This is a genomic window from Roseibium sp. M-1 (assembly GCF_054515675.1).
This window is the reverse complement of sequence record NZ_CM137257.1, coordinates 2,419,036-2,433,189: the sequence shown is the minus strand read 5'-3', so window position 1 is coordinate 2,433,189 and position 14,154 is coordinate 2,419,036. Positions and strand designations below refer to the sequence as shown.

The window sequence follows — 14,154 nt, the reverse complement described above, 5'->3', positions numbered from 1 at the left end:
GCGAGGAAGAGATCGTCCGGGGGCGAGCACTGCCGATTATTGGGCCGTGTTAAGAAACACAGCAAAAAACCACCCGGCATTTGCGTGTCCACCTCGCACTTTTTGAAATTTTCATGTAAAACTCTGGATCATGATCAGCGTCATTATTCCGACAATAAATTCCGAAGCCGAACTGGTTCATGCCCTGTCCGCTTTGGTGCCGGCGGCTGCCGAAGGTGTCATCCGTGAAGTGATCGTCATCGACGGTGGTTCCTCGGACAACACAGAAAAGGTGGCCGACGCTGCCGGTTGTTCCTGGGTAAGCCGTCCGGGGAACCCGCGCAGCGAGCGGCTTGCCCATGGCGCCTCCATCGCACGGCGCGGTGAATGGCTTTTGTTCCTTCAGCCGGAAACCCTGCTTGAAAGTGGCTGGCATCATGAAGCCCAGGCCTTTATCGAGCGGGCCGCCCGGGCGCCCAACGGCCCGCGCATGGCGGCAAGCTTCCGCCTGCGGCACGAGGCCTTCGGTCTCAGTGCCCGGGTGAGTGAAGCTTTCGCGGCGCTGCGCACGCAACTTCTCGGCATGCCCTATGGCAACCAGGGGCTCCTGATTTCACGGCAGTTCTACCAGAAACTCGGCGGCCACAAGCCCTTGCCGGAACTGGAGGACCTGGACATTGCCAAGCGGATAGGCCGCAGCCGCATGATGTTCCTGCGGGCCGCAGCCGTCACCTCCGGTGCACAGGAACGCGAAGGTTTGATCTCTCGCCTGCGGCAGGCTTCCGCCCGTTTCTGCGTCGGTACCTTGCGCATTCCGGCGAAGGTTGCGGTGAAGCTGCACGGGTAGCGTTTCAAGAGCCTTCGGTGCGTCGTTGCAAGCTAAAGTCAAGCAAAGTCAAGCTGCCGTCCCCCACAAACACCCTCATCCTGAGGAGGACCGTCAGGTCCGTCTCGAAGGATGGGCGGCTTGCTCCGCAGTGTGCTGCCCATCCTTCGAGACAGCGCTTGCGCGCATCCTCAGGATGAGGTCGGAACGTGATTGGTTCCGTTGCAATTGAGACGGAATGCTGGTGAATGACTGGGGTCACGCTTCCCTGAGTTTGCCTCGCTTCAGGTGTTCGTCGAGACGGGGCATGATCTCCACAAAATTGCAGGGCATGTGGCGGTAGTCGAGCTGCCATTTGAGGATGCCGTCCCAGGCGTCCTTGCAGGCGCCGGGGGAGCCCGGCAGCACGAAGATATAGGTTGCCCCGGCTACGCCGCCGGTCGCCCGGGACTGGATGGTCGACGTGCCGATCTTGTCGTAGGAGATCCGGTGGAAGACCTCGGAAAAACCGTCCATGCGCTTTTCGAAAAGTGGCTCCACGGCTTCCGGCGTCACGTCGCGCCCGGTGAAACCGGTGCCGCCGGTGGAGATGATGACGTCAACACCCTCAGCGCCAATCCAGCCTTTGATGACCGCCTGGATGGCGGGAACGTCATCGGTGACGATCTTCCGGTCCGCCAGCTTGTGTCCGGCCTTTTCGATGCGCTCCGCCAGCGTGTTGCCGGAGCGGTCCTCCGCCAGCGTGCGCGTGTCGGAGACGGTCAGAACCGCAATGTTGAGTGGTATGAACGGGCGGGTGTCGTCGAGGCGGGACATGGGCATCTCCTTTGTTTTCAAGACATAGGCGATTGCGAGCACGCCTGCCAGAGGGCGCGTCAAAACGGCCGGTTGGAGGATGTGCGCGAAACAAAATTACAAAAAATAACAAGATTGGGACACTTGCAAAACATTTAGGTCAGTATTATTGACTTAAATAACCAAGACAAACCAATTGCAACGAGCCAAGCATGACAACCTGGGACAGCCTTTTCGCCCGACGCGCAAGCCGCATGCGCGCTTCGGAAATCCGCGAACTTCTGAAACTTCTGGACCGGCCGGACGTGATCAACTTCGCAGGCGGCATTCCCGACCAGGCGCTGTTTCCGGCTGAGGAGTTCAAGCAGGCCTATCAGGACATCCTCGCAGGACCGGATGCGGGACGGGCGCTGCAATACGGCATGAGTGAAGGCAGCAACCGGCTGCGCAGCTGGATCGTCGGCCACATGCGCGCCCGCGGCATCGACTGCGGGCCGCAGAACATCCTCATCACGTCCGGTTCGCAGCAGGGACTGGACTATATCGGCAAGCTGTTCCTTACCGAAGGCGACACGGCCCTGGTGCAATGGCCGACCTATCTGGGTGCCCTGCAGGCGTTCAATGCCTATGAGCCGAACTACGACCGGCTCGACCCGGGCGCAAACCGCCCGGCTGAGGACTTCGCGGCAGAAGCGCGCGAGAAGGGAGGGCGGATCAAGTTCGCCTATCTTTCTCCGGACTTTGCCAATCCGACAGGCCTGACCGTGGATCTTGGCGACCGCAAGCGTTTGCTGGCGCTGGCAGAAGGTCTCGACTGTGCGGTGATCGAGGATTCGCCCTATGAGGCGCTGCGCTACGACGGCGAGGCTCTGCCGCCGATCCTGGCGCTCGACTGCGAGGCCTCCGGCGGCATCGACAACACGAGAACGCTCTATTGCGGCAGCTTCTCAAAATCGCTCTCGCCGGGCCTGCGCCTCGGCTGGATCTGCGCCGCCGCCAACGTCATCTCGCGGCTGGTGCTGATCAAGCAGGCGAGCGACCTCAACTCGCCGGTCCTCAACCAGGAAGCCATGGCGCGCGTCGCCGAAGGTGTCTTTGAAACCCATACGGCCAGGACGAACGCGGTCTACAAGTCCCGCCGCGATGCCATGCTGGCCGCACTCGAAAAGCATATGCCTGAGAGCGTCACCTGGACCCGTCCGGAAGGCGGCATGTTCATCTGGATGACGCTGCCGGAAGGGCTGGATGCTGCCCAGCTTCTAGAAAAATCGATCGAGACAGTCCACGTCGCCTTCGTGCCAGGCCGAGCCTTTCACCCGGACGGCACCGGCGCCAATACCTTGCGGCTCAGTTTCTCCTGCAACGACTTTGTGAAAATAGAAGAAGGTATTTCAAGGCTCGGGCGCTTGATTACCGAAACTGTCACGTCCACGGTGTAACCCTTTGGAAAAGGGGCAGGTACGGGATTGAGAGCCGATGGCGCTGACCGACAGGCTGGACAATTACTGCGAGCGGATCGGGCCGGAATTCTGGTCCGAACCGGTCAACGCGATCACCAACGCCGCCTTCCTGATTGCGGCGCTGGCTGCCTTTCTGATGTGGCACCGCAAGACGCCGGACGACGTGCCGTCGCTGCTTCTCATCGTCATCGTGTTCCTGACCGGCATCGGCTCGTTCCTGTTTCATACCTTCGCCACCCGATGGGCGGTCCTGGCCGACGTCATCCCGATCGCGCTCTTCATCTACGGCTATCTGTTCGTGGCGCTGAACCGGTATCTGCAGCTGCGCTGGTGGCAGGCGCTTCTGGGGGTGATCGCTTTCTTTGCCATAACGCCCTTTGCGGGAAGGGCCGTGGCGCCGCTGGTCGGGTCTTCCGCCGGTTATGTACCGGCGCTCCTGGCAATCTTCGTCGTCGGCGGGCTGTTTCTTCGCAACAATTCCAGGCTCGGAGGGGAGGTGCTGCTTGCCGGTGCAGTCTTCGCCGTGTCGCTGACCTTGCGCACGCTGGACGAACCGCTATGCGCACAGCTTGCCATCGGCACGCATTTCCTGTGGCATATCCTGAACAGCATCGTGCTGTTTTTGCTGTTACGGGTTCTCATCCGGCATCGCGCCGGTTAAACCACAGAATGATTTCAGAAAATTGCGGATGGTCCCGACGGGTTTCGCCCGCAGCTTTCACAGAATAACAACATGACCTTAGGGAAGAGGCAGGGGCGCTATGAGCGATACCACGAAGTCCGGAAGTGATCTGACCGAAGCAGCCCTGTTCTACCACGAGCATCCGCGGCCGGGGAAACTGGAGATCCAGGCGATCAAGCCGCTCGGCAACCAGCGCGACCTTGCACTCGCCTATTCTCCCGGCGTTGCCGCGCCGTGCCTCGCGATTGCCGACGACCCGTCCCTGGCGGCCAGCTACACCTCGCGCGGCAATCTCGTTGCGGTCATTTCCAACGGCACGGCCGTGCTGGGTCTCGGCAATATCGGCCCACTCGCTTCCAAGCCGGTCATGGAGGGCAAGGCGGTCCTCTTCAAGAAATTCGCCGGTATCGACGTCTTCGACATCGAGGTCGCGCAGACCGATGTCGAGAAGTTCGTCGATGCGGTCTCCGTTCTGGAGCCGACCTTCGGCGGCATCAACCTGGAAGACATCAAGGCGCCGGAATGCTTCATGATCGAGGCGAAGCTGCGCGAGCGGATGAATATCCCGGTCTTCCACGACGATCAGCACGGCACGGCGATCATCGTCGGCGCGGCGGTGCGCAACGGCCTTGATCTTGCCGGCAAGAAGATCGAGGACGCCAAGATCGTTGCTTCCGGCGCCGGTGCCGCCGCGCTGGCCTGCCTCAACATGCTGGTGTCGCTAGGCGCCCGGCGCGAGAACATCTGGGTGACGGACATCGAAGGCGTCGTCTACGAGGGCCGCGAGGCCCTGATGGACGAATGGAAGGCTGTCTTTGCCCAGAAGACCGACCTGCGCACGCTCAACGACGTCATCGACGGTGCCGACGTTTTCCTTGGCCTGTCCGCTGCCGGCGTTCTGAAGCCGCAGATGGTGCAGAAGATGGGCAAGGGGCCGCTGATCCTGGCACTTGCCAACCCGAACCCGGAAATCATGCCCGAAGATGCGCAGGCGGTGCGCGACGACGTCGTCATGTGCACCGGCCGCTCCGACTATCCGAACCAGGTCAACAACGTCCTCTGCTTCCCCTACATCTTCCGCGGTGCGCTGGATGTCGGCGCCACGACAATCAACGAGGAAATGAAGCGGGCCGCCGTCGAGGCGATTGCCGGCCTCGCCCGGGAAGAGCCGTCCGACGTCGCCGCCCGCGCCTATGGGGGTAAGACCGAGACCTTCGGCCCGAACTACCTGATCCCGTCGCCCTTCGACCAGCGGTTGATCCTGCGTATCGCACCGGCTGTCGCCAGGGCCGCCATGGATACAGGTGTTGCGACGCGGCCGATCGAGGACTTCACCGCCTATCTCGACCGGCTGAACCGCTTCGTCTTCCGCTCCGGCCTGATCATGAAGCCGATCATCCAGAACGCCTCGAAGGACCCGAAAAGGATCATCTACGCGGAAGGCGAAGACGAGCGGGTGCTGCGCGCAGCGCAGGTACTGATCGAGGACAAGATCGCCATACCGATCCTGGTCGGCCGTCCGGACGTGCTGGAACACCGCTGCGAACGCTTCGGCCTGAAGATCCGGCCGGGCAAGGACTTCGAATTCGTCAACCCGCAGGACGATCCGCGTTACCGCGAATATGCAGAAGAGTATTTCGCCTGTGTCGGCCGCAACGGCATGCCGCCGAATGCTGCCCGCACAGTTGTGCGCACCAACACCACGGTGATCTCGGCGCTTGCGGTGCGCAAGGGGGATGCGGATGCGGTGATCTGCGGTCTGGAGGGCCGCTTCAGCAAGCATCTGCGTGACATCAAGCAGGTGATCGGCATTTGCGAGGGCGCCCGCGATCTCTCCGCCATGTCGTTGCTCATAAATTCGCGCGGCGCCATGTTCCTGTCGGACACGTTTGTGACCGAGGATCCGACGGCCGAGGAGCTCTCGGAAATGGCGGTTCTGGCCGCAGAGGAAATCCGGCGCTTCGGCATCGAGCCCAAGATCGCGCTGCTGTCGCTGTCGAACTTCGGCTCGCGCGAGACCGCTTCCTCCCGCAAGATGCGCGAGGCGACAGAGCTTATCTGGAAGAACCATCCGGAGCTTGAGGTCGATGGCGAGATGCACGGCGACAGTGCGCTCAGCGTTGAACTGCGCGAACGGGTGATGCCGGACGGCAAGCTGAAGGGCGAGGCAAACCTGCTTCTGTTCCCGAACCTCGATTCGGCCAACATTGCCCATAACCTTTTGAAGGTCGCGACCCAGGCGCTTCATGTCGGCCCGATCCTGCTCGGCACCGCCAAGCCGGCGCATATCCTGACGCCGTCTGTCACCTCGCGCGGGGTGGTCAACATGTCGGCTCTTGCCAGCGTCGAGGCTCAGACCCGCGCGGCCGGCTGACCCGGCTGCTTCAATTCGCGCCTTCTTCCAACCATGGCGGACCGGTACAACCGGTCCGCTTTTAAATTTTTGAAAGGGCCCGCCATGACTTTCGTGAAACAGCCCGCCGACTGTGTAAACAAGAACGACATCCGCACCGCCGTCGATGCGATCGACGAGGAGTTGCTGCAGATCTTTGCCCGCCGCCAGGGCTATGTGCGCAGGATGGCGCAGTTGAAGCAGCATCCGGACGAGGCGTTCGATCATGAGCGGATCGAAACCATGGTGGCCGCGCTGAAAGAGCGGGCGGAAATGCTGGGCCTTGAGGGCGAACAGGCCGAATCCGTGTGGCGTACGCTGATCGACTGGAATGTCGACTATGAACGGCGGACCATCGCAGCGCGGCTCGACGCCGGGAAATCATCTATCGCCGAGAAGTGATGCGAAACGGGTTTACCGGACCGGTTCGAGACCTACCTAAGGTCAAAGACCATTCCGGGAGCCCGCATGATTTCGACGACACTCACTTGCCTTCGACCTGCCGCAGCCGCTCTTGCTGCCCTTCTCTTGTCTTCGTTTACGGCCCTGGCTCAGACCGGGCTCAGGATCGAGACCGTCGCACGGGATCTCGTCTATCCCTGGAGCGTCGCCTTTCTTCCCGGCGGCGGCTATCTCGTCACAGAGCGCGACGGTGACCTGAAATTTATCGATCCGGAAGGAATGCCGATTGTCGTTCCCGGCACGCCGGAAGTCTTCGCGCAAGGCCAGGGCGGGTTGCTGGACGTCGTGCTCAGCCCCGACTTTGAAACAGACCGACTTGTTTACCTCACCTATTCACAAGGATCTCCGGAAGGTGCCGGAACGTCGCTTTTCCGGGCAAAGCTAGTGGAAGCCGTTGACACGGGCTATGCGCTCGAAGGTGGCGAGACACTGTTTTCCGGCACGAACAAGGCCTATGGCGGCCGTCACTTCGGCTCGCGCCTTGCCTTTGCGCCTGACGGCACCTTGTTCATGACGGCCGGTGAGCGCGGTGACGGCGAGCGGGCGCAGGACCCTTCCGATCATGCGGGCACCGTTCTGCACCTGACACGCGACGGCGCGCCGGCGCCGGGCAACCCCTTTATCGGCGATCCAAGCCGCAAGGCGGAGATCTGGTCCTACGGTCACCGCAATCCGCAGGCAGCCGCCATTCACCCCGAAACAGGCAAGTTGTGGACGGTTGAACACGGCGCCCGCGGTGGCGATGAAATCAACATTCCGGAAGCCGGCAAGAACTACGGCTGGCCGGTGATTTCCTATGGCCGGCACTATTCCGGAGCAAAGATCGGCGAGGGAACCCAGAAAGAAGGCATGGAGCAGCCGATCCATTACTGGGATCCCTCCATTGCTCCGTCAGGCATGGCTTTCGTCACCAGCAATCGCTATCCGGACTGGCAGGGCAGTCTTCTTGTGGGGGCGCTGGTGGGCCAGCATCTGGCGCGGCTTGAGCTGGAGGGCGAAAGGATCGTAGGCGAGGAGAGACTGCTGACGGAGCTCGGCGAGCGCATCCGTGACGTGCGACAGGGGCCGGACGGCTACATCTATGTCCTGACAGGCAGCGACGAGGGCAGGTTGCTGCGGCTGGTGCCCTGAGCCGGGGAAGCCATCAAGTCAAATACACCTCATCCTGAGGAAGCGCGAAGCGCTGTCTCGAAGGATGGGCCGCTTGTTCCGGAGTATGCGGCCCATCCTTCGAGACGCGTGCAAGCACGCTCCTCAGGATGAGGTATCGATATGAACTCTAGCTGCCAACTTATCCTCCATCTATTTATCAGTACGTCACCGCATTGAACGAAAAGGACATTTGGAATTGAGGCACAATGCGCCTCTACATCTATATGCTTGACATTTTGCACTGCAACGACGATATAGCGCCGTGCTGTCGCTGCCGCGTGAGCAGGGTGCGCGCCCGATTTGAAGAAGCCGAGTGGCTTCGGGCCGACGCTTTCAGACAGCATCCAGATCGAGCCTAATGAGGGGCTCACCCAGTTCCCATGTCACGCGAGGGTCTGGCGGCAAGAGCAGGACGCCTGAAGATCGTCCGCTGCCGCGCACCAACCGACACCACAAGACGCCGTCTTGTGGGCACCAAGCGTTTTGCGAAGCGCTTGAACCAAGGATTTTATATTGACCGACTTTCAAAGCCTGGGACTTTCCACCGGCCTTGTAACCGCCGTTACCGAAAACGGCTATGACGCTCCCACACCGATCCAGATGCAGGCGATCCCGCTGATCCTGAAGGGTCGCGACCTGATGGGCCTGGCACAGACCGGCACCGGCAAGACCGCCGCCTTCGGCCTGCCGCTCATCGACCGGTTGCTGGCGGACAACAACAGGGCGGCCCCGAAAGGCGCCCGGGCGCTGATCCTAGCACCGACCCGCGAACTGGTGAACCAGATCGCCAAGAACCTGATTTCCTTCCTGAAACACACGCCGCTTCGGGTATCCTCCGTCGTTGGCGGTGTTTCCATCAACGGCCAGATCAAGCGCCTTTCCAAGGGCACCGACATCCTGGTCGCCACCCCGGGCCGCCTGCTCGACCTCGTCGACCGGAATGCCGTCGACCTCGGCACCGCATCCTACCTGGTGCTCGACGAAGCCGACCAGATGCTGGATCTTGGCTTCATCCATGCCTTGCGCCGCATTGCAGGTCTGGTCGCCGACAAGCGCCAGACGCTGCTCTTTTCGGCCACCATGCCGAAGCAGATCAACGAGCTGGCCCATTCCTACCTGCGCAATCCTGAGCGGGTCGAAGTGTCCCCGGCCGGCAAGACCGCGGACAAGGTCACCCAGTCCGTTCATTTCATGGACCAGAAGGCCAAGGGCGACTTTCTCGTCGACCAGTTGCAGGACAATCCGGACGGTTTGTCTCTGGTCTTCTGCCGCACCAAGCATGGCGCTGAACGGCTGATGCGCAAGCTCGCCCAATCGGGCATTGCCGCCGGCTCGATCCACGGCAACAAGAGCCAGAACCAGCGTGACCGGGCGATCAAGGAATTGCGCGAAGGCACGATCAACGTGCTGGTGGCCACCGATGTTGCCGCCCGCGGTATCGACATCCCGGGCGTCAGCCACGTCTATAACTTCGAACTGCCGGAAGTGGCCGAAGCCTATGTGCACCGCATTGGCCGCACGGCCCGCGCAGGCGCCGAAGGCGAGGCGGTTGCCCTCTGCGCACCGGAAGAAATCGGTCTGTTCCGTCAGATCGAGAAGCTGATCGGCATCGAGATCGAGGTTGCCGGCGGTGAAGTGCCGCCGATGTCGGCTGCGGCCGGTCGCTCCAAGCGGGGTGGCGGCAATGGTGGCAACGGCAAGCGCGGCAACAACACCAACAAGGCTTCGGGCAAGCCGGCGGGCAAGAAACCGTTCCGCAAGGCTTCCACGGCAAGCGACAACGACAACCGGGCCCAGGACCGGCGTCAACAGCAGCGCCGCCGTCGCCCGAACAACCGTCGCGACGCGGCCTGAGGCAATTGCGGTCCAGCGCTTAAAGCGTGTCGCGTGTGCTGGACCTGCCGGCCTTCTCTGATTTGATCAGGTAAAAAATTGCACCGGGAAGTGGCCTTCCCGGTGCCGAACCTTGTGGTCGATGGGTTCCGGACCCGGCAAGCCGCTCCGAATAATTTTGGTGGAAGATCTGCTGGTCTATGCCCGGATCCGCCGCGATCCGGACAGGGATCGGCATTCCTCCTGTCCACAAGGTATCCAACCGCGCTGCCACGGTTCGATCTCTTAATACTGTTCGGGAAGACCGCGGGAATTCCGCGAAGAACATGCAATCTGTCTCCAGGATCTGGTAGACCACTGCAAATCAGCCCCGTTAAAGTAAACGTAGATTAACCAACCTGAGTCTGCAATCACAATCGCCGGCCCGGAGACGGGCGTGTGGATAAAGAAAAACTTCTTTATCCTTAGGTATTTATGGTGAATTTAGGCTCCGTTGAGCGGAGGGTGTCAGCAATCCGGGATTGAAACTGGATTGTAACGAATGCAAGAAGTGCTTAAGTTTCAAAGAATTGGTTGCGATATATTCTTTATTTATTGTGGTATAAAAAAAATTTATGAGGCAGAAATGCGTGAAGAGGTTGTCAAGTAATTGTAAATGCAAGGAAATTCTGGTGGGAACAATACTGTAAATTCTGACAGGTGTACAAGCTCAGGCTGTTACCTGGATGCCAGAGCCAATCGGATTTTGGTTCTTCCGTAGCGGCATCATGATATTTGACCGATTGGTATAATTCTCCCTTTTGGAGCCATAAGTAGTTTTTATCGGTCCCACTATTTGATTGACCTTGCCGCTGCGTGAAGTTATCTCGGCACCAGCTGGTTTTGGTTAACAGAATTAATAAATCGGAACCGATAAAAATCCAGATCACACTCTGGGATAAATGTGCACGCTGGCTCCGACAGGACCATCGAACCCGAGAACATAGCCTGTTGTTAAAAACAGGTACGACCTTGTGGCGCGGGCAATTGCGCGGCGGGGGCAGGCGGCATGTCCGTCCGTTTCCGCATGCGCGACTGACAACCGCAACAGGCCGGACCCCCACTCATGCCGGTCTGATACGACCCATCGGCCACAAGACTGCAGCACCGGAAAGGTTTCCTTTCCGGTGCTGTTCGTTTTTTGGGTTGGCCAATTCCGGCGAGGAGCGGCCTGACGTCTGCCAAGCACTTTAATTAGTCATCCCGGCCAAGCGGAGCGCGAGCCGGGACCGGGGAGGCACAAAGGCGGCTCCTGGAGCTTTTTCTCATCGGGCAGCGGTTCCCCGGTACCGGATCTCCGCTTTCGCTACGTCCGGGATGACTTCGGAGAGAAATGCGCAAACAAAAAAGCCGCGGCAGATCCGCGGCTTTTTCAATCAGTTTCCTGGCGGCTTACATGTTCGGATAGTTCGGCCCGCCGGAGCCTTCCGGGACGGTCCAGGTGATGTTGCCGTTCGGGTCCTTGATGTCGCAGGTCTTGCAGTGGACGCAGTTCTGCGAGTTGATCTGGAACCGCGGCGCATCCTCGCCTTCCTCGATCCACTCGTAGACCCCGGCCGGGCAATAGCGGTTGGAAGGACCGTCGAAGACATCGTGTTCGGATCGCTTCTGCAGCGCCTCGTCCTTCACCTTGAGATGGATCGGCTGATCCTCCTCATGGTTGGTGTTGGAGAGGAACACGGAGGAGAGCTTGTCGAAGGAGACGACGCCGTCCGGCTTCGGATAGTCGATCTTCTTGCAGTCCTTTGCAGCCTTCAGCGTCTGGGAATCCCGCTTGCCGTGCTTCATCGTGCCGAAGAAGGAGAAGCCGAAGAGCTCGTTGGTCCACATGTCGAGACCGCCGAGGGCGACGCCAAGCGCTGTGCCGAACTTCGACCAGAGCGGCTTGGCATTGCGCACCCGCCACAGGTCCTTGCCGATCGGGCTGTCACGCCAGGTAGTGTCGTAATTGGTCAGCTCGTTATGCGCCTCGCCGCGGCCGATCGCGGCCATGACTTCTTCCGCTGCCAGCATGCCGGAGAGCATGGCATTGTGGGAGCCCTTGATGCGCGGCACGTTGACGAAGCCTGCCGAGCAGCCCATCAGCAGCCCGCCGGGGAAGGAGAGTTTCGGCACCGACTGGTAGCCGCCTTCGGTGATCGCACGGGCACCGTAGGAGATGCGCTTGCCGCCTTCGAAGGTGTCGCGGATCGACGGATGGGTCTTGAAGCGCTGGAACTCGTCGAAAGGCGACAGATACGGGTTCTCGTAATTGAGATGGACCACGAAGCCGACGGCGACCTGATTGTCTTCCAGGTGATAGAGGAAGGAGCCGCCACCGGTCTTGCCGTCAAGCGGCCAGCCGAAGGAGTGCTGCACCAGGCCGAGACGGTGCTTTTCCGGATCGATCTGCCACAGTTCCTTGATCCCGATGCCGAATTTCGGCACGTCGCTGTCCTTGTCGAGGGCATATTTCTCAATCAGCTGCTTGGCGAGCGAACCACGGGCGCCTTCGCCGATCAGCGTATATTTGCCGCGCAGCTCCATGCCGCGGGCGAACATCGCATTGGGCGTGCCGTCGCGGCCGATGCCCATGTCGCCAGTGGCAACGCCGACCAGTTTGCCGACATCGTCGAACAGCAATTCGGCGGCCGCGAAACCCGGATAGATCTCGACACCGAGCTCTTCCGCCTTGCCGGCGAGCCAGCGGCAGACATTGCCGAGGGATACGATGTAGTTGCCGTGGTTGTTCATGAGCTTGGGCATGAACATGTTGGGCAGGCGCATGGACCCTGCAGGGCCAAGCACCAGGAAATGGTCGTCGGTCACTGCCGTCTTGATCGGCGTGTCTTCCTCGCGCCATTCCGGCAGCAGCTTGTCGAGGGCGATCGGGTCGATGACGGCGCCGGAGAGGATATGAGCGCCGACTTCGGAGCCCTTCTCCAGCACAACGACGCTCAGCTCTTCGCCCTTTTCGTTGGCGATCTGTTTCAGCCGGATGGCGGCGGCAAGCCCCGCCGGACCTGCGCCGACGATCACCACATCCACGTCCATGCTTTCGCGTTCGCCAAGCGCTTCTTGTTCGCTCATCTTTTCTCCCTCCGCCCAAAGGGGCCCGGATCAGCCCGTCAGCGAACCTCAAGCGGTTTTCGCCCGATCCTTGGCCGATCCCAATTGTTAGAGCACCTTGATTGCGCCCCAAAAGGTGCCGGTAGCTCTGCCTTTACCGCCTTCTTGCCTCATTTTGCACCGCAGAACACGACATTTTTCGTCGCTGTTTGCGAATTCGGACGGCAAAGTCCAGCTTCTGGTCTCAGATAGACCAAAGCAGGTCCGGGTCGTCAAGGGGAAAGATTACGTTTACGTAAACGTAAGTTAAGACCTCCAAATCGAATACGCGCCTGTGCAAAGTTTCTGGAAAAACGCCGCAGGCGGGAAGGCGCAGCTCCACCGTGCTTGTAGAAATCGGCCGGGTGGGTAAACTCGCCCGCCGGAGGCCCTCTTGCTGCAATTCCCTGACGACCCGCGCCAATTCGAAGCCCTGCTGGATTTTTATGCCAGTGCGGGGGTCGACTGCTTTCTGGGGGAGGATGCCGTCGACTGGTTCGAATTGACCAGGACACAGGCAGCGCAGCGCGCCAATGCGCGCCCGATGGGGCAGGCGAGTGCACCGGGACGTCAGACCGGACCGGCAAACGCACACTCGGCACAGGCCGCAACTTCAAGTCCTGCGCAACATTTGCCCCAATCCGTTCCGGCCGCGGTTCCTTTTGCACCGCCCGGCCAGTTGCCCGGTCAAATTCCAGGTCAGGCGGCCGTGTTGCCGGACAAGGTCGTCATCGACGCCGCACGGGATCTGGCGGCCTCCGCCGCTAGCCTCGACGAGCTCCGCGCCTGCCTCGATGCGTTCGAGGGCTGCAACTTGAAACTCACCGCCAAGACACTGGTCTTTGCCGATGGAAATCCGCAGGCAAGGTTGATGTTTGTCGGCGAAGCTCCAGGCCGCGACGAGGATCTGCAGGGCCTGCCGTTTGTCGGCCGGTCCGGCCAGTTGCTCGACCGGATGCTGGAGGCGATCGGGCTCGACCGCGCGTCGGCCTACATCGCCAATGTCGTTCCCTGGCGCCCGCCGGGCAACCGCACGCCGACACCGCAGGAAACCGAGATCTGCAAGCCCTTCATTGTCCGTCAGATCGAGCTGGTCAATCCGGACGTGCTGGTGTTTCTGGGAGCGGCTTCCGCGAAAACCCTGCTCGGCGTGCAGGACGGTATCCGCAAGATGCGTGGCCGCTGGATGAGTTATCCGGGCGGGGACAAGGAAATCGCGGCCATCGCGACATATCACCCGGCTTATCTGTTGCGCAGCCCCTTGGAAAAGCGGCTCTCGTGGCGCGATTTTCTGGCCATCAAGCAGAAACTCATGAACAAAACCGCAAATTGAAAAACTGGTTGTGACACTGTTTGGCAGAAACAAGTTTCACTTGATTTGGTTTAAGAAAATTTCGTGCCCTGTTGGTATAGTAGGCTGCGGATATTGGGGTATCGATAATTGTTA

10 protein-coding genes are annotated in these 14,154 nt (G+C 60.5%); 8 read left to right on the top strand and 2 right to left on the bottom strand.

The genetic code is table 11. The features are described from left to right. Positions 1-130 precede the first annotated feature (130 nt). Positions 131-826 carry a glycosyltransferase gene (locus ACX3M4_RS10970; protein WP_459358619.1) on the top strand — a complete coding sequence of 232 codons (696 nt, stop codon included), beginning with the start codon at positions 131-133 and terminating at the stop codon, positions 824-826. Positions 827-1,063: 237 nt separating this feature from the next. Here the strand turns inward: ACX3M4_RS10970 and moaB are convergent, their stop codons facing one another. Further along, complete coding sequence (gene moaB / locus ACX3M4_RS10965) at positions 1,064-1,621, bottom strand: molybdenum cofactor biosynthesis protein B (RefSeq protein ID WP_459358618.1); 558 nt, start codon at positions 1,619-1,621, stop codon at positions 1,064-1,066. A 191-nt stretch (positions 1,622-1,812) separates the two neighbouring features. On the opposite strand from moaB, the gene ACX3M4_RS10960 reads away from it, so the two are divergent. From ACX3M4_RS10960 to ACX3M4_RS10935, 6 genes are all read left to right on the top strand, one after another. Further along, entirely contained in the window at positions 1,813-3,039 is a 1,227-nt protein-coding gene (locus tag ACX3M4_RS10960; protein WP_459358617.1) for an aminotransferase-like domain-containing protein, read from the top strand. A gap of 37 nt (positions 3,040-3,076) precedes the next feature. Continuing rightward, complete coding sequence (locus ACX3M4_RS10955) at positions 3,077-3,721, top strand: ceramidase domain-containing protein (RefSeq protein ID WP_459358616.1); 645 nt, start codon at positions 3,077-3,079, stop codon at positions 3,719-3,721. A 100-nt stretch (positions 3,722-3,821) separates the two neighbouring features. Then, positions 3,822-6,116 carry an NADP-dependent malic enzyme gene (locus ACX3M4_RS10950; protein ID WP_459358615.1) on the top strand — a complete coding sequence of 765 codons (2,295 nt, stop codon included), beginning with the start codon at positions 3,822-3,824 and terminating at the stop codon, positions 6,114-6,116. A gap of 84 nt (positions 6,117-6,200) precedes the next feature. Then, positions 6,201-6,536, top strand: a complete 336-nt coding sequence (locus ACX3M4_RS10945; RefSeq protein ID WP_459358614.1) for a chorismate mutase — start codon at positions 6,201-6,203, stop codon at positions 6,534-6,536. Between the two features lie 66 nt (positions 6,537-6,602). Next, on the top strand, positions 6,603-7,727 hold the full coding sequence (locus ACX3M4_RS10940; RefSeq protein WP_459358613.1) for a PQQ-dependent sugar dehydrogenase: 1,125 nt from the start codon (positions 6,603-6,605) through the stop codon (positions 7,725-7,727). Between the two features lie 534 nt (positions 7,728-8,261). Continuing rightward, positions 8,262-9,602: a DEAD/DEAH box helicase gene (locus tag ACX3M4_RS10935; protein WP_459358612.1), complete on the top strand. Its 1,341-nt coding sequence runs from the start codon at positions 8,262-8,264 to the stop codon at positions 9,600-9,602. Between the two features lie 1,410 nt (positions 9,603-11,012). On the opposite strand, the gene ACX3M4_RS10930 is transcribed toward ACX3M4_RS10935, so the two are convergent. Next, positions 11,013-12,689, bottom strand: a complete 1,677-nt coding sequence (locus ACX3M4_RS10930; protein WP_459358611.1) for an electron transfer flavoprotein-ubiquinone oxidoreductase — start codon at positions 12,687-12,689, stop codon at positions 11,013-11,015. 412 nt (positions 12,690-13,101) lie between these two features. Between ACX3M4_RS10930 and ACX3M4_RS10925 the strand changes: the two genes are divergently transcribed. Further along, on the top strand, positions 13,102-14,040 hold the full coding sequence (locus ACX3M4_RS10925) for a uracil-DNA glycosylase family protein (RefSeq protein ID WP_459358610.1): 939 nt from the start codon (positions 13,102-13,104) through the stop codon (positions 14,038-14,040). The last annotated feature ends 114 nt before the right edge of the window (positions 14,041-14,154 follow it).